The sequence below is a fragment of the Actinoplanes derwentensis genome (assembly GCF_900104725.1).
Taxonomy (GTDB): domain Bacteria; phylum Actinomycetota; class Actinomycetes; order Mycobacteriales; family Micromonosporaceae; genus Actinoplanes; species Actinoplanes derwentensis.
Window position 1 is genome coordinate 4,358,201 of the sequence record NZ_LT629758.1, and the last position, 16,988, is coordinate 4,375,188.

At 68.7% G+C, this 16,988-nt stretch carries 13 protein-coding genes; 11 read left to right on the forward strand and 2 right to left on the reverse strand.

The window, feature by feature from the left end:
• Positions 1-9: 9 nt before the first annotated feature.
• Positions 10-2,499 carry a GcvT family protein gene (locus BLU81_RS19310; protein WP_092545956.1) on the reverse strand — a complete coding sequence of 830 codons (2,490 nt, stop codon included), beginning with the start codon at positions 2,497-2,499 and terminating at the stop codon, positions 10-12.
• A 119-nt stretch (positions 2,500-2,618) separates the two neighbouring features.
• Positions 2,619-3,395 (reverse strand): IclR family transcriptional regulator, encoded by a 777-nt coding sequence (locus tag BLU81_RS19315; RefSeq protein ID WP_092545957.1) that lies wholly within the window; start codon positions 3,393-3,395, stop codon positions 2,619-2,621.
• Positions 3,396-3,542: 147 nt separating this feature from the next.
• Here BLU81_RS19315 and BLU81_RS19320 point away from each other — a divergent pair, with 147 nt between their 5' ends.
• Genes BLU81_RS19320 through BLU81_RS19370 form a run of 11 tightly spaced genes read left to right on the forward strand, consistent with a single transcriptional unit; the run spans position 3,543 to position 16,775 of the window.
• Positions 3,543-4,685: an NAD(P)/FAD-dependent oxidoreductase gene (locus tag BLU81_RS19320; RefSeq protein ID WP_092545958.1), complete on the forward strand. Its 1,143-nt coding sequence runs from the start codon at positions 3,543-3,545 to the stop codon at positions 4,683-4,685.
• Positions 4,685-5,026: a bifunctional 3-phenylpropionate/cinnamic acid dioxygenase ferredoxin subunit gene (locus BLU81_RS19325; RefSeq protein WP_092545959.1), complete on the forward strand. Its 342-nt coding sequence runs from the start codon at positions 4,685-4,687 to the stop codon at positions 5,024-5,026. The genes BLU81_RS19320 and BLU81_RS19325 overlap by 1 nt, the downstream gene beginning before the upstream one ends.
• Entirely contained in the window at positions 5,023-6,681 is a 1,659-nt protein-coding gene (gene betA, locus BLU81_RS19330) for a choline dehydrogenase (RefSeq protein ID WP_092545960.1), read from the forward strand. Before BLU81_RS19325 ends, betA begins: the two co-directional genes overlap by 4 nt.
• Positions 6,678-8,084, forward strand: a complete 1,407-nt coding sequence (locus BLU81_RS19335) for an aldehyde dehydrogenase family protein (protein WP_092545961.1) — start codon at positions 6,678-6,680, stop codon at positions 8,082-8,084. Before betA ends, BLU81_RS19335 begins: the two co-directional genes overlap by 4 nt.
• A gap of 24 nt (positions 8,085-8,108) precedes the next feature.
• On the forward strand, positions 8,109-9,128 hold the full coding sequence (locus BLU81_RS19340; protein WP_231954648.1) for a quaternary amine ABC transporter ATP-binding protein: 1,020 nt from the start codon (positions 8,109-8,111) through the stop codon (positions 9,126-9,128).
• The gene (locus BLU81_RS19345; RefSeq protein ID WP_092545963.1) at positions 9,125-11,035 is read left to right on the forward strand and encodes an ABC transporter permease subunit; all 1,911 of its coding nucleotides are present in this window, start codon (positions 9,125-9,127) and stop codon (positions 11,033-11,035) included. Before BLU81_RS19340 ends, BLU81_RS19345 begins: the two co-directional genes overlap by 4 nt.
• On the forward strand, positions 11,035-11,997 hold the full coding sequence (locus BLU81_RS19350; protein ID WP_092545964.1) for an ABC transporter substrate-binding protein: 963 nt from the start codon (positions 11,035-11,037) through the stop codon (positions 11,995-11,997). Before BLU81_RS19345 ends, BLU81_RS19350 begins: the two co-directional genes overlap by 1 nt.
• Positions 11,985-13,229, forward strand: a complete 1,245-nt coding sequence (locus tag BLU81_RS19355; protein ID WP_231954649.1) for a sarcosine oxidase subunit beta family protein — start codon at positions 11,985-11,987, stop codon at positions 13,227-13,229. The genes BLU81_RS19350 and BLU81_RS19355 overlap by 13 nt, the downstream gene beginning before the upstream one ends.
• A 21-nt stretch (positions 13,230-13,250) precedes the next feature.
• Positions 13,251-13,493 (forward strand): sarcosine oxidase subunit delta, encoded by a 243-nt coding sequence (locus BLU81_RS19360; protein ID WP_092545966.1) that lies wholly within the window; start codon positions 13,251-13,253, stop codon positions 13,491-13,493.
• Positions 13,490-16,225, forward strand: coding sequence for a 2Fe-2S iron-sulfur cluster-binding protein (locus BLU81_RS19365; protein WP_092545967.1), 2,736 nt, complete (start codon positions 13,490-13,492; stop codon positions 16,223-16,225). The genes BLU81_RS19360 and BLU81_RS19365 overlap by 4 nt, the downstream gene beginning before the upstream one ends.
• Entirely contained in the window at positions 16,218-16,775 is a 558-nt protein-coding gene (locus BLU81_RS19370; RefSeq protein WP_092545968.1) for a sarcosine oxidase subunit gamma, read from the forward strand. The genes BLU81_RS19365 and BLU81_RS19370 overlap by 8 nt, the downstream gene beginning before the upstream one ends.
• Positions 16,776-16,988: the final 213 nt, after the last annotated feature.

Here is a 16,988-nt window from a genome sequence, read left to right on the forward strand (position 1 = left end):
ACAGCACCTCTATCGGCGGATTCGTTCCATCTTGGGGTCGAACAGCGGCTCCGCCGCGACGGTGGCCGGCAGCCGGGTACCGAAGTACTCGACGGCGACCGGGGTACCGGGCACGGCGAGCGAGGCGGGCAGCCAGGCGTAGGCGACGGTGCGCCCGATGGTGTAGCCGTAAGCGGCACTGGTCACGTAGCCGACCGGTTTCCCGTCGGCGAACACCGGCTCCTTGCCCAGCACCACGTGGGCGGGATCGTCCAGGGTGAGGCAGGTGAGCATCCGCGCGGCCGGCGAGGAAGCGGACGGCAAGGAAGCGGACGGCAAGGACGACAGCGCGCTACGACCGATGAAGTCGCCCTTGTCCATCCGCACGGCGAACCCCAGACCAGCTGAGTACGGGTCGTGTTCGGTCGTCATGTCAGTGCCCCAGGCGCGGTAGCCCTTCTCCAGCCGCAGACTGTTGAAGGCGCTGCGCCCGGCCGCGATGATCCCGTGTTCCTGGCCGGCTTCCCAGAGCGTGTCCCACAGTTTCAATCCCAGGTCGGCTGAGGTGTAGAGCTCCCACCCCAGTTCTCCGACGTAGGACAGCCGCATCGCGGTGACCGGTACCTGGCCGATGAAGGCCCGTTGGGCGCGGAAGTACTTGAGGCCCTCGTGTGAGAAGTCGGAGCTGGTCAGCGGCTGGAGCACGTCGCGGGCGAGCGGTCCCCACAGGCCGATGCAGCAGGTCCCGCCGGTGATGTCGCGGATCTGCACCGTGTCGGGGGCGTGCTGCCGCATCCAGTCCTCGTCGAGCGGCCCGTTGGCGCCGACCTGGAAGAGCTGCGGCCCCAGACGTGCGACGGTGAGGTCGCTGCGGATACCGCCGTCAAAACCGAGCATCAATGTGTACGTCACCGAGCCGACCGACTTGTCGACATTGTTGGTCGTCAAGTATTGAAGAAACTCCAGTACACCCGGTCCACTCAACTCAAGTCGTTTGAGCGGAGTCATGTCATACATGGCGACACGTTGCCGGGTGATCGCGGCTTCCACGGCGACGATCGGCGACCAGTACCGCGCCGACCACTCGTCCCGAACAGGAGGCGCGAGCAGGCCGGATTCAAGCAGGGACGGGTCGGCGGGGGTGGCTGCGGACTGGTTCGCGGAGTACCAGTGCGGCCGTTCCCAGCCTGCCCCTTCCAGGAACTCCGCGCCCAGCGCGAGCTGCCGGGGGTGGAAGGGGCTGGTTCGTAGCGGGCGGGGCCAGTCCATCGGCTGCAGCGGGTGGATGATGTCGTACACCTCGACGAAGTTCTGTTTTCCCCGCTCCTCGATGTAGGAAGGGGCCAGCTGCACCTCCTCGAAGCGGTGCAGGTCGGCCTCGTGCAGGTCGATGCGGGGCTGGCCCTCGATCAGCCACTCGGCCACGGCTCGGGCCACGCCTGCCGAATGGGTCACCCAGACCGCTTCGGCTACCCAGAAGCCGGCCAGTTCGCGGTGCTCGCCGAGTAGTGGGGCACCGTCGGGGGTGAACGAGAAGATGCCGTTCATCCCCTCCTCGACCTCGGTGGAAGACAGGTCGGGAAGCAGGGCGACGCTCTCCTGCCAGGCGGGGGCGAAATCCTCCTCGGTGAACGGAAGGACGCTCGGCATGACCGGGGCTTCAGCCGGGGACAGGAAGGAGGAGACCGGCATCGGGCGGTGGCCGTAGTAGCCGATGCCCAAGCGGTCGCCGTGTTCCCGGTAGTACAGGTCCTGGTCCTGGTGCCGCAGGATGGGCCGGCTCGCCTCCAGGACCGGATCGTTGAGTCCGGCCATGGCGGGGACGGGACCGGTTTTCGCGTACTGATGGGCCAGGGGTTGAAGTGGCAGTGCCAAGCCGACCATCCGGCCGATCTCGGGTCCCCAGAAACCGGCGGCGCAGACCACCACGTCGGCCGCGATGAATCCACGGTCGGTCTCGACGCCGGTGACCCGGCCGTCGGCCTGACCAATTCCGGTCACGGTGTGCTCGCCCAGGAAGCGGGCGCCGCGCTCGATCGCCCGGCGGGCCTGGGCCTCCACCGCCCGGGTCGCCTTGGCCAGGCCGTCGGTGGGCACGTGGAACCCGCCGATGATCTTGTCTGAAGCGAGCATCGGGTGCAGGGCCACGCACTGTTCGGCGCTGAGCAGCGAACCCTGGACGCCCCATGAGGTGGCCAGGCCGTGTTTGCGTTTCAGGTCGTGCCAGCGGGCCTCGGTGGTGGCCACTTCGAGGCCGCCGACCTGCTGGAAACACCACTGGCCGTCGAGGGTGAGGCCGCTGAGTTTCCGGACCGTGTACGTGGCCAGCTCGGTCATGGTCTTCGACGTGTTCGTCTGGAAGACCAGGCCGGGGGCGTGGGAGCTGGAGCCGCCGGGGGTGAACAGCGGCCCCTGGTCGACCACGGTGACGTCGGTCCAGCCGCGTTCGGTCAGTTCGTCGGCCAGAGCGCTGCCGACTACTCCGGCGCCGATGATTACAACACGTGGGGATGTGGCCATTGAGTGTCCTTGCGTTTCACGAAGCGCAACTCGACCTGGAATACGCAACAGCTTCAACGACTGAAGCGACCCCCGTCAAGACACTCAGATTTCGGGGAGGTGAAGCTTCCTCCGGGTTTCTAACCGACCCAGCCCATCCGGTTGCTCACCTCGTCGGCGGCGGCCAGAACCTGCTTGGCAACCTCTGGGAAAGCGGCTCTGATCAGGCGATACGCCGGGCCGGAGACACTGAGGGCGGCTACCACCGAGCCGTCAGCGCCGCGGATCGGCGCGGCGATCGCGTTGAGGCCCACCTCGTACTCCTCGGCGGTGAACGCCCAGCCCGTGGACCGGGCCCGGTCCAGTTCGGCGGCCAGTTCGGCCGCGCCGGTGACGGTGGCGACGGTGAAGCGTTCCAGCGGCTGGCCGAGCACCGACTCGCGGACCGCGGCCGGGGCGAACGCGAGCAGGACCTTGCCGCTGGACGTGGCGTGCAGCGGGGTCTGTTTGCCGATCCAGTCGTGGCTGGCCACCGAGGCGGCGCCCCGGCTCTGCGAGACGTTGACGGCGCGGTCGCTGTCCAGGATCGCGATGTTGACGGTCTCGCCGAGTTCGGCGGCGAGTTGTTCGCACGCGGCGTGGCCCTGCCGGCTGACGTCGAGCTGGGCGGCGACCGAGCCGGCGAGCCGGACGATCCCGAGGCCGAGACGGTACGTGCCGCGGTCCTGCGCCTGTTCGACGAAACCACGGTTCTCCAGGGCTGCGAGCAGGCGAAACGCGGTGGATTTGTGCACACCGAGCTCCTTGCCGATCTCGGTCACTCCGGCGGCGCGCCGGTGGGCCAGGATCTCCAGGATGCTCAGGGCACGGTCGACGGACTGCACGAGGGCCGGACCGGGCTCGCGTTCGTTGCTCATGGCGCAACGATAGGGCAGGAAATTTCCGGGAGGTTGCAAGACGTGACCGCTCGTTGACGGAGTCTTGACTATCGATCAAATCCCCGGGCAGTCTGTTGCGGATCTCGGGAGCTGTTTCGTTTTGCACAACGAATGGCGGTTTGCTGCGTGCGGAAAGTCGTGATTGTCGGGGCCGCCCTGGCGGGGCTGAGCGCCGCGCGCGCTCTGCGCCGGCAGTCCTTCCCCGGCGAGATCGTGGTCGTCGGATCCGAACGGCACCAACCGTACGATCGCCCGCCGCTCTCCAAGGATTTTCTGACCGGCGCCGTCACGGCCGCCGACATCGCTCTCGGTGGTGACGACGACTTCGGTGCACAGTGGCGGCTCGGCGTCACAGCCGTCCGCCTCGATCCGGCCGACCGCAGTGTCCACCTCGACGACGGCGACCGGATCCGGGCCGACGCGGTGGTCATCGCCACCGGCGCACGGGCCCGGGAGCTGGGCAATCCCGGCGGCCTGGCGGGAGTCCACACACTGCGCACACTGGACGACGCGGTCGCCCTGCGCGACGAACTGATGCCCGGCGCCCGGCTGGTAGTGATCGGTGCCGGTTTCATCGGCGCGGAGGTCGCCTCCAGCGCCCGGTCGCTGGGCCTGGACGTCACCGTCGTCGAGACCCTGCCGACGCCGCTGGCCGGACCGCTCGGCCCGGAGATGGGCGGCATCTGCGCACAGCTGCACGGCGACCACGGGGTGCGGCTGCTGACCGGGGTGCCGGTGAGCGCGCTGTCCGGAACGGATCGGGTCGAGGCGGTCGAGTTGGCCGACGGGACCCGGTTGCCGGCCGACGTGGTGGTGGCCGGGATCGGCGCGCTGCCCAACGTGGAGTGGCTGGCGGGTTCCGGCCTGACCATCGCCGGTGGCGTCGTGACCGATTCCGCCGGGGCGACGAACCTGCCCGGTGTATTCGCGACCGGCGACTGCGCGGTGGCCGCCGGCGGGCGCCGCTCCGAGCACTGGACCCACGCCGTGGAGCATCCCGCCATCGCGGTGGCCACGCTGCTCGGCGGCACCGCGCCGGCTCTGAAGGCGCCGTATTTCTGGTCCGATCAGTACGGCGTACGCCTCCAGTTCGCCGGGCACCACGAGCCGGGCGACAGTGTCCGGGTCGTCGAGGGTGACCCGGCGGACCGCAGCTTCCTGGCCCTGTACGAGCGGGACGGCCACCCGGTCGCCGTGCTCGGCATGAACCAGCCGAAACAGTTCACCCGGTGGCGGCGCCAGTTGCGCGCCGCGCCTCAGGAGGCTTGATGTCGCAGCCCGTCTGCCCACTCAGTTCGATACCGCCCGGTGAGGCGTACCGGTGGGAGGTGGATCCGCCGGTGGCGATCTTCCACACCGAGGACGGTGAGGTCTTCGCGATCGACGACACCTGCACCCACCAGGACGCGTCACTGGCCGACGGCTGGCTGGAGGGCTGCGAGGTGGAGTGCCCGTTGCACGCGTCCAAATTCGATCTGCGCACCGGGCGGGTGGACGCGCCCCCGGCGAAGAGACCGGTCCGGGTCCACCGGGTCGAGGTGACCGGCGGCATGGTGCACGTCGAACTCTCCCGGGAAGCGCCCAATCTGCCACCGGGGGTGAAGCCATGACTCGGTACGACTTCGTGATCGTCGGTGGCGGATCGGCCGGATCGGCGCTGGCCAACCGGCTGTCGGCCGACCCCTCGAACAAGGTCCTCGTCCTGGAGGCGGGCCGCCCGGACTATCCGTGGGACGTGTTCGTGCACATGCCGGCGGCGCTGCCGTTCCCGATCGGCAGCCGGTTCTACGACTGGAAGTACGAGTCGGAACCCGAGCCGCACATGAACGATCGCCGCATCTATCACGCTCGCGGCAAGGTTCTCGGTGGCTCCAGCAGCATCAACGGGATGATCTTCCAGCGGGGCAATCCCCTGGACTACGAGCGCTGGGCCGCCGACCCGGGCATGGAGTCGTGGGACTACGCGCACTGCCTGCCGTACTTCAACAAGATGGAGAACTGCCTGGCCGCCGACCCGGACGACCCGTTCCGCGGGCATGACGGGCCGCTGGTGCTGGAACGCGGGCCGGGCACGAATCCGCTGTTCGGGGCGATGCTGGAAGCCAGCCGGCAGGCCGGTTACCCGGCCACCGGCGACGTCAACGGGGAACGGCAGGAAGGCTTCGCCCTCTTCGATCGCAACATCAGCCGGGGTCGCCGTCTCTCCGCGGCGGGCGCTTACCTGCACCCGGCGATGAGCAGGCCCAACGTGACGGTACGGACCAGGGCGCTGGTGTCCCGCGTGCTGTTCCAGGGCGATCGCGCGGTCGGGGTCGAATACTTCAAAGGCAACAGCAGGACCCCACTCCGGGCGTACGCCGACGAAGTGATCCTTTGCGGTGGGGCCGTCAACACGCCGCAACTGTTGCAGTTGTCCGGGGTGGGCAACACCGCCGAACTGGCGGCCCTCGGCATCGACCCGGTGCACCACCTGCCGGGGGTCGGCGAGAACATGCAGGACCATCTCGAGGTCTACATCCAGTACAAATGCACCCAGCCGGTGTCGGTGCAGCCGTACCTGAAGTGGCGGTACCGGCCGTGGATCGGCGCGCAGTGGCTGTTCCTGCGCAGTGGGCCGGGCGCGACCAACCACTTCGAAGCAGGTGGTTTCGTCCGCAGCAACGACACCGTCGCCTACCCGAACCTGATGTTCCACTTCCTGCCGATCGCGGTCCGCTACGACGGTTCGGCACCGGCCGGCGGCCACGGTTATCAGGTGCACGTCGGGCCGATGTACTCCGACGCCCGTGGCTCGGTGAAGATCGTCAGCCGGGATCCGCGCGAACATCCGGCGCTGCGTTTCAACTATCTCTCCACCGACCAGGACCGCCGCGAGTGGGTGGAGGCGGTGCGGGTGGCCCGGAACATCCTCAACCAGCAGGCCCTGGAGCCGTTCAACGGTGGGGAGACGTCGCCGGGGGCGGCGGTGCAGTCCGACGAGGAGATCCTCGACTGGGTGAGGCGCGAGGGGGAGACCGCCCTGCACCCGTCGTGTACGGCCAGGATGGGGATCGACGAGATGTCGGTGGTCGAGCCGGAGAGCATGCGGGTGCACGGGCTACGTGGGCTGCGGGCCGTCGACGCGTCGGTGATGCCGTACGTCACCAACGGCAACATCTACGCCCCGGTGATGATGGTCGCCGAGAAGGCCGCCGACCTGATCCTCGGCAACACTCCCCTGGATCCGATCAAGATCCCGTTCTTCCGGCAGGACAGTGACGCATGAGGAAAATCCACTGCCCGGCCGACGGAAGCCTGGTCGCCACGGTTCCCGAACACACTCGCGCGGACACGATCGCCGCGATCGGCGTCGCCCGTCAGGCCTTCGACGACGGCCCGTGGCCGCGCACTCCGGCGGTCGAACGAGGTGCGCTGTTGCAGCGGGTCGCCGAGTTGATCACACGGGACAAGGATGAGCTGGCCCGCGCCGAGTCGCTGGACACCGGAAAACGACTCGTCGAAGCTGAATACGACATCGCGGATGTCTCGGCTTGCTTTCGTTACTACGGCGGGCTCGCGGCCACCGACGCCGGGCGGGTGATCGACACCGGGCGCACCGACGCGATCAGCCGGGTCGAACACGAGCCGATCGGCGTCTGCGGCCTGATCACCCCATGGAACTATCCGCTGCTCCAGACGTCCTGGAAGGTCGCTCCGGCCCTGGCCGCCGGCAACACCTTCGTGCTGAAGCCCAGCGAACTGACCCCGTCCACCGCGATCCGGCTGATGGCGCTGCTGGCCGAGGCCGGACTGCCGGACGGGGTGGCGAACCTGGTGCTGGGCGCCGGCGCCGAGGTCGGCGCGCCGCTGGCCGAGCACCCGGACGTGGACATGGTGTCGTTCACCGGCAGCCTGCGCACCGGGCGGCTGCTGATGGCCGCCGCCGCGGCCACGATCAAACGGGTCGCGCTGGAACTCGGTGGCAAGAACCCGAACGTGGTGTTCGCCGACGCCGACTTCGACACTGCCGTCGACATGGCACTGACCGCGGTGTTCCTGCACTCCGGCCAGGTCTGTTCGGCCGGAGCGCGGCTGATCGTCGAGGAGTCGATCCACGACCGGTTCGTGGACGCGGTCGTCGAGCGGGCGCAACGGATCCGCCTCGGTGGGCCGTTCGACGAGCAGGCCGAGACCGGGCCGCTGATCTCCGCGGAGCATCTGGCCAAGGTCGAGGACTACGTGGCCGCCGGGATCGCCGAGGGGGCGGTGCTGCGCTGCGGGGGGAAGCGACTCGACGGGCCGGGGTTCTTCTACCCGCCGACGATCCTGGACGGCTGCCGCTCCGGGATGACGGTGGTGCGGGACGAGTCGTTCGGGCCGGTGCTGACCGTGGAGACGTTCAGCGGCGAGGACGAGGCGGTCCGGATCGCCAACGACACCGAGTACGGGCTGGCCGGGGCGGTGTGGACACGTGACGCCGGGAAGGCCCAGCGGGTCGCGCGGCGACTGCGGCACGGCACCGTGTGGATCAACGACTTCCACCCGTACGTCCCGCAGGCCGAATGGGGCGGTTTCAAGCAGTCCGGCAACGGTCGCGAACTGGGTCCCACCGGCCTGAACGAGTACCGCGAGAGCAAGCACGTCTGGCAGAACATCGACCCCCGCCCCCAGAACTGGTTCCGGTCTTAAGAAGTCCCTGACAAAGGAGTCATCGTGACCACCGAGGCAGTCATCTCGGTCCGGGACCTGTGGAAGGTGTTCGGGCACAAAGCGGAGCAGGTTCCACGATCGGCCGAACTGTCCGCGCTGTCCCGGCGCGAACTGATGGACCGGACCGGCTGCACCGCCGCGGTACGCGACGTGTCGTTCGACGTCGCCCCCGGCGAGGTCTTCGTGGTGATGGGGCTGTCCGGGTCCGGCAAGTCGACACTGGTCCGCTGCCTGACCCGGCTGATCGAACCGACGTCGGGCCAGGTGGTGTTCGAGGGTGAGGACATCCTCGGCGCCGACAAGAAGCGGCTGCGGGAGCTGCGGCGGCACAAGTTCTCGATGGTGTTCCAGAACTTCGGGCTGCTGCCGTACCGGCAGGTCCTCGACAACGTCTCCTACGGTCTGGAGATCCGCGGTGCCGGGCGGGCCGAACGCAACCGGCGGGCCATGGAGGTCATCTCCCTGGTCGGCCTGGACGGCTACGAGCGCAGCTACCCCGATCAGCTGTCCGGCGGCATGCAGCAGCGGGTCGGCCTGGCGCGGGCGCTGGCCGGCGATCCGGACGTGCTCTACTTCGACGAGCCGTTCTCGGCGCTGGACCCGCTGATCCGCCGGGACATGCAGAACGAGGTCATCCGGCTGCACCGCGAGGTCGGCAAGACGATGGTCTTCATCACCCACGACCTGTCCGAGGCGCTGAAACTCGGCGACCGGATCCTGATCATGCGGGACGGAAGACAGGTCCAGTGCGGCACCGGCGCCGAACTGGTCGGCGCCCCGGCCGACGACTACGTGCGGGACTTCGTCAGTGACGTACCGAAGGCGAATGTCCTGACCCTGCGCTGGATCATGCGGGACCGGCGCGACGGCGACACCCTGGACGGACCCGAACTGAGCCCCGACGTCGTCGTCCGGGACGCGGTCCGGCCGGTGCTGGCCGCCGGGAAACCGGTGAAGGTGGTCGAGAACGGCACGCTCGTCGGTGTCGTGACCACGGAGGAGATCCTCGGGGTCACCGCGTGATCGCCAGAAGACCACTGCTGGTCGCCGCGCTGCTGGCGGTCTGGGTGGTCGCCTGGATCCCGCTGCACGGCCTGCACACGCTCAGCCTCTCCCCCGCTGACCTGACCCCGCTGCACCGGTGGCTCAACGACGTCAACGACACGGTCGGCGCCAACCGGAACAGCAGCCCGGTCTTCCTCTACTTCTTCAACGAGATCCGCGCCGCGATCGACACGTTCGTCACGTTCCTGCAGGCGCTGATCGCCCAGCCGGCGTTCGGCCGGCCGGTTCCGGTACTGGGCTGGCTCGGTGTGGTGGCGATCGTCGCCTTCGTCTCCTGGGTGGTCGCGAACTGGCGGGTGGCGCTGCTGGCCGCCGGTGGTTTCGTCTTCTTCGGACTGCAGGGCCTGTGGACCGAGGCCATGGACACCCTCGCACTGACCCTGGCGGCGGTGCTGATCGCGCTGGCCGTCGGCATCCCGCTGGGCATCTGGGCGGGCGTCTCGGACCGCTTTCACCGGCTGATCACTCCGGTACTGGACTTCATGCAGACGATGCCGACCTTCGTCTACCTGGCCCCGCTGACGCTGCTGTTCCTGATCGGCCCGGCATCGGCGACGATCGCCACGCTGATCTACGCGATGCCACCGGCGATCCGGATCACCGCGCACGGCATCCGCTCGGTGCCCCGCTCGGCGATCGAGTCGACCGAATCGCTCGGCGCCACGCCACGCCAGGTACTCACCGGTGTGCTGCTGCCGCTGTCGAAACGCACCATCGTGCTGGGTGTCAACCAGACCATCATGGCCGCGCTCTCGATGGTCACCATCGCGGCGCTGATCGACGCCCCGGGACTCGGCAAGACCGTCATCAAAGCCTTGCAGACCCTTGACGTCGGTACGGCGTTCAACGCCGGTCTCGCGATCGTGGTGCTGGCCATCGTGCTGGACCGGGTCACCACCGCGGCCAGCGAACGCGACAGCCGCTCAGCCCTCAACAAGCCGCTGCTGGCCGGGTTCGCGATCGTGACCGCCGTCTGCGTCTACCTGTCGCACACCTACTACTGGGCCGCCGAGTTCCCGGATGAGTCCAACATCGGGCGGGCCCTGTCCAAAGGTGCCGACGAGGTGACGTTCTGGGCGCAGACCGAGCTGTCCACCGCCACCGAATGGGTCAAGGACCTGGTGACGTACGCCCTACTCAATCCCTTGCAGTCGCTGCTCGTCGAATCGCCGTGGTGGCTGGTCGGCGCGGTCGTGGTCACGCTGGCCGCCCTGCTCGGCACCGTGCGGACCGCGGTCACCACGGCCGTCTGCGTGGCCGCGCTGATCGGCACCGGACTGTGGCAGGACAGCATGACCACTCTGGCCATGACTCTCGTCGCGACGCTGCTGGTGATGGTGCTCGGTGTCCTGGTCGGGGTGTGGATGGGCCGTAACCGGCTGGCCGACCGGATCATCCGCCCGATCCTGGACGCCGGGCAGACGATGCCGTCGTTCGTCTACCTGGTGCCGTTCCTGGCACTCTTCTCCGCCACCCGGTTCACCGCGATCGTCGCGGCGATCGTCTTCGCCGCCCCGGTCGCGATCAAGCTGGTGGCCGACGGCATCCGGGCCATCCCGGCCGCCACCGTCGAGGCCGCCACCGCCGCCGGGTCCAGTACCTGGCAGTTGATCACCAAGGTCCAGCTGCCGATGGCCCGGCAGTCGCTGACCCTGGCCGCCAACCAGGGTCTCATCTACGTGCTGGCCATGGTCGTGGTCGGTGGCCTGGTCGGAGCCGGTGCCCTCGGTTACGACGTGGTCGCCGGGTTCTCCCAGGGCCAGCTCTACGGCAAGGGCCTCGCGGCCGGCGCCGCCATCGTGTTGCTCGGCATCATGCTCGACCGGATCGCCCGAGCGTCGTCCCCCTCGAAAGGTGAACTCTGATGAGAATGCTGCGCCTAGCGGCGACCGCTACGATCACGGCTCTGGCCCTGACCGCGTGCGGTGGAGAGAAGATCGGCGATACCGGGGCCGCGGGCGGGTCCTCGTCCGCCGCGACCGACTGCGGCACGTTCAACCTGGCGATCAACCCCTGGGTCGGGTACGAGGCGACCGCCGCCGTCATCGCGTACGTCGCCGAGAAGGACCTCGGCTGCAAGGTGACCAAGAAGGATCTCAAGGAGGAGATCGCCTGGCAGGGCTTCGGCACCGGCGAGGTGAACGCGGTCGTGGAGAACTGGGGTCACGACGACCTCAAGAAGAAGTACATCGACGAGCAGAAGACCGCGGTGTCCGCCGGATCCACCGGGAACAAGGGGATCATCGGCTGGTACGTACCGCCGTGGATGGCCGAGAAGTACCCGGACATCACCGACTGGAACAACCTCAACAAGTACGCGGCCGAGTTCAAGACCTCCGAGTCCGGTGACAAGGGCCAGCTGCTCGACGGCGACCCGTCGTTCGTCACCAACGACGAGGCCCTGGTCAAGAATCTGAAGCTGAACTACAAGGTGGTGTACGCCGGTAGCGAGACCGCGCTGATCACCGCGTTCCGGCAGGCCGAGGCGAAGAAGACGCCGCTGATCGGCTACTTCTACGAGCCGCAGTGGTTCCTGGCCGAGGTGCCGCTGAAGAAGATCAGCCTGCCCGCGTACACCGAGGGTTGTGACGCCGACGCCGCGAAGATCGCCTGCGACTACCCGGAGTACGACCTCGACAAGATCGTCAGCAAGAAGTTCGCCGACGCCAACGGCCCGGCGTACAAGCTGGTGAAGAACTTCAACTGGACCAACGACGACCAGAACGTGGTCGCCAAGTACATCTCCGAGGACAAGATGTCCGCCGCCGACGCGGCCAAGAAGTGGGTCGAGGCGAACCCCGACAAGGTCAAGGCGTGGCTGGCGTAATGAACCACCCCGCGCCCGGCGGTGATCTGCCCGAGCACCCGGATCGCCTGTGGCGCAACCCCGAGCCCAAAGCCGCCTACGACGTGATCGTCGTAGGCGGCGGCGGGCACGGGCTCGCCACCGCCTACTACCTGGCCAAGAACCACGGCATCACCAACGTGGCGGTGCTGGAGAAGGGCTGGCTCGCGGGCGGCAACATGGCCCGCAACACCACGATCATCCGGTCCAACTACCTGTGGGACGAGAGCGCCGGAATCTACGAGCACTCCCTGAAACTGTGGGAGAACCTCGAACAGGAGCTGGAGTACCCGCTGTTGTTCAGCCAGCGCGGCGTGCTCAACCTGGCGCACAGTTCTCAGGACGTCCGCGAGGGTGTCCGCCGGGTGCACGCCAACCGGCTCAACGGGGTCGATGCCGAATGGCTCGACCCGGCGCAGGTGCGAGAGGTCTGCCCGATCGTGAACATCTCACCGGACGTGCGCTATCCGGTGATGGGCGCGACCTACCAGCCGCGCGCAGGGATCGCCAAACACGACTACGTCGCCTGGGGGTACGCGCGGGCCGCGGACGCCCTCGGTGTCGACCTGATCCAGCACTGCGAGGTGACCGGGCTGCAGGTCGTCGGCGGCCGGGTGACCGGGGTGCACACCACCCGCGGCACCATCGGGGCCGGGCGGGTCGCGCTCAGCGCCGCCGGGCACACGTCGGTGGTCGCCGCGATGGCCGGGATCCGGCTGCCGTTGCAGAGCCACCCGTTGCAGGCGCTCGTCTCCGAGCTGCTGGAACCGGTCCACCCGACGGTCGTCATGTCGAACGCCGTGCACGTCTACGTCAGCCAGGCGCACAAGGGTGAGCTGGTGATGGGGGCCGGTATCGACACGTGGAACGGGTACGGGCAGCGCGGCGCGTTCCACATCATCGAACGTCAGATGTCCGCGGCCCTGGAGCTGTTCCCGGTGTTCGCCCGTGCGCACGTGCTGCGTACCTGGGGCGGCATCGTGGACACCACTCCGGACGCGTCCCCGATCGTCGGGGTGTCCGGCGTCGAGAACCTCTACCTCAACTGCGGGTGGGGCACCGGCGGGTTCAAGGCCACCCCCGGGGTGGGCTGGTGTTACGCCCACACGGTGGCGACCGGCGAGCCGCATCCGCTGAACGCCCCGTTCAGCCTGGACCGGTTCGTCACCGGCGCGCTGGTCGACGAACACGGCGCCGCCGCCGTAGCCCACTGAGTTCTTCGGTAAGGAAACGCCATGATGCTCATCCCCTGCCCCTGGTGCGGGCCCCGCGACGAGTCCGAGTTCCACTACGGCGGGCAGGCGGGGGTGGCCTATCCGGCCGACCCTGACGCGCTGTCCGATGAACAGTGGGCGCATTACCTGTTCTTCCGGGACAACCCGAAGGGGCCGTTCCGGGAGCGGTGGAGTCACAGTGCGGGCTGCCGCCGCTGGTTCAACCTGACCCGGGACACCGTGACGAACGAGGTGACCGCATGACGCTGCGGTTCACTTTCGACGGGCGGGAATACCAGGGGAACGAGGGTGACACCCTCGCGTCGGCACTGCTGGCCAACGGGGTGCACGTGGTGTCGTCCGGGATCCGGACCGGCCGGCCGCGGGGGATCTTCGCGGCCGGTGTCGAGGAGCCGAACGCGATCGTGCAGATCGAGGAGCCGTTCCCGGAGCCGATGCTGACGGCCACCACCGTGGAACTGTTCGACGGCCTGGTGGTGCGCGGGTTGCGGGGGCAGGGGCGGCTCGCCGACCGGCCCGACCCGGCCCGGTACGGGGCGATCCACGCGCACTGCGACGTGCTGGTGATCGGGGCCGGCCCGGCCGGGCTGGCCGCCGCCGCGACGGCCGCCACGTCGGGGGCCCGGGTGATCCTGGTGGACGATCAGCCGCAGCCGGGTGGGAGCCTGCTCGGCACCGGTGAGCTGCTGGACTGGGTGGCGGCCACGGCCGAGAGCCTGCGGGCGGCGACCGAGGTGCGGGTGTTGTCGCGGACCACCGCGTTCGGCTACTACGACGACAATCACGTGATCGCGGTCGAGCGGTGCACCGCTCATCTCGGGGCGGCGGCACCGGCGGACGAGATCCGGGAGCGGATCTGGCGGATCCGGGCCGGGCGGGTGGTGCTGGCGACCGGTGCGCACGAGCGGTCGATCGCGTTCGCCGACAACGACCGGCCCGGGGTGATGCTGGCCGGGGCGGCGCGCACGTACGTCAACCGGTACGGGGTGTCGCCCGGCCGCCGGGCCGTGGTGCTGACCACCAACGACAGCGCGTACGCGGCGGCTCTCGATCTGCACGCAGCCGGGGTGGAGATCGCCGCGATCGCCGATCTGCGCGGCGGGACCGGATCGGAGTGGGCGCGGCGCTGCGCCGAGCGCGGTATCGAGGTGCTGGCCGGCTGGGCGGTGGCCGGGGTGACCGGTGCGGACCGGGTCTCGGCGGTCACGTTGCGTGCTCTCGACGGCGACCAGCCGGCCCGTGAGGAAGACGCGGATCTGCTGCTCGTGTCGGGTGGCTGGAATCCGGTCGGGGCACTGTTCTCCCAGGCCGGGGGCCGTCTCGCCTACGATGCGACGCTTGCTGCCTTCCGTCCGGACGGCGGCTGCCGGCAGGCGGTGGACCTTGCGGGCGCGATAGTCGGAACGTACACGATCAGTGGTTGTCTGCTTGAAGGTGCGCAAGCCGGTGGCGGTGCCGGGCTGATCCCGCTGCCCGTGGTCGAGGAACCCGAAGCGGCTCCGCCGGTCGCGGTCTGGACTCTGCCGGGGGATGCCGCCGTCAGTTTCGTGGATCTGCAACGGGACGTCACCGTCGCTGACATCGCCCGCGCCACCGGGACCGGGATGCGGTCCGCCGAGCATGTGAAGCGCTACACCACCGCGGGCACCGCGCACGATCAGGGCAAGACGTCCGGGACCCTGACCAGCGGTGTCGTCGCCGGGCTGCTCGGGGTGGAGGTCGGCGCGCTGGGTACCACTACGTTCCGTCCGCCGTACGCCCCGGTGTCGTTCGCGGCTCTGGCCGGCCGGGATCGGGGCATGCGGTTCGATCCGGTGCGGGTGACCGCCCTGCACGGCTGGCACGAGAGCAACGGTGCGCTGTTCGAGAACGTCGGCCAGTGGAAACGCCCCTGGTACTACCCGCTCGGCGGCGAGGACATGGGCACCGCGGTGCTGCGCGAGTGCCGGGCCGCTCGCGAGGGCGTGGCGATGATGGACGCCTCCACGCTCGGCAAGATCGACGTCCGGGGGCCGGACGCCGGCGTGTTCCTGGACCGGCTCTACACCAACATGATCAGTACGTTGAAACCCGGCGCGATCCGGTACGGGGTGATGTGCCGGCCGGACGGCATGGTCCTCGACGACGGGACCGTCATCCGGCTGACCGACGAGAGGTTCCTGGTCACCACGACCACCGGCAACGCCGCGCTGATCCTGGACTGGATGGAGGAGTGGCTGCAGACCGAGTGGCCCTCGTTGCGGGTGCGCTGCACGTCGGTGACCGAGCAGTGGGCGACGGTCGCGCTGGTCGGGCCGAGGTCGCGGGAGATCCTGGCAGGGCTCGCCCCGGAACTGGACGTCACCAGGGACGGATTTCCGTTCATGACGTGGCGCGACACCACGGTCGCCGGGATCGAGGCGCGGGTGTGCCGGATCAGCTTCTCCGGCGAGCTGGCTTACGAGATCAACGTGAGCTGGTGGGACGCACTCGCGCTCTGGACACGACTGGCCGGGCTCGGGGTCACGCCGTACGGCACCGAGACGATGCACGTGCTGCGTGCCGAGAAGGGTTATCCGATCATCGGTCAGGACACCGACGGCACGGTCACCCCGCACGACCTGGGACTGGGCTGGGCGGTCTCGAAGAAGAAAGCCGATTTCATCGGCCGCAGATCCTTCGCGCGTACGGATAACAACCGCCCGGACCGGAAACAGCTCGTGGGTCTTCTGCCGGACGACGGGGTGCTGCTTCCGGAGGGTTCGCATCTGCTGCCGGACCCGGAACTTCCGGAACCGCCGGTCACCGCGCTCGGACACGTGACGTCGTCTTACCACAGCGCAGCGTTGGGCCGGACGTTCGCTCTCGCCCTGATCAGTAACGGTCGTGAGCTGCACGGACAGACGTTGTGGGCCACGCTCGACGACCGTCTGGTGCCGGTGACGGTCACCGGCTCCGTACTCTACGACCCGGAAGGCGCACGGCGAGATGGCTGATCAGACCCCCCGCTCCTCCCCTCTGGCCGGCTTCGCGCTCCCGTCGGCCGATGCCGGCGTCACCCTGGCCGAGGTTCCGTTCCTGACCCAGCTCAGCCTGCGGGCCGACCAGGCCGGCGGCCTTCCGCTACCCACCGCGGCCGGTACCAGCACGGTCGACGGTGAGGCGACGTTCGTGTGGCTCGGGCCGGACGAATGGCTGGTCATCGGCCCGCCCGGCGCTCAGCGGCGGCTGACCGAACGGCTGGAAACGGTCAGCGGTTGTTCGGTGGTGGACGTCTCGGCGCAGCGCACCACTCTGGAACTGAGCGGGCCCGGCGCTCGCGAGTTGCTGGCGCTCGGCTGCTCGCTGGATCTGCATCCCCGGGTCTTCGAGGTGGGCCGGTGCGCGCAGACGACACTCGCGCACGCGCCGGTGATCCTGCTCCGGCGGGAACCCTCCGTGATCGATACGGATCCGGTGTTCTGGGTTCTGGTGCGGGCGTCGTTCGCGGCGCACCTTGCATCGTGGGTACTCGATGCTCGAGGCGATCTCACAGGCGGTTACTGAGAACGCTCCCAAATAACCGCCCGTAATCGGGCCAATGCATAAAGAGGTTGCACTGCCGTAAATTTCGGCCCCCGGTGTTGACCATCAAGGGCTGAGCGAAGAAGCTGTTGCGGCGATCCCGGAAGATCAGTTCATTTCCCGGGATCGCCGCATCGCTTTGCGCCATTCTCCACCTTGTTAATAAGAAACTTGCCGGTTCACCCGTTGTGAATC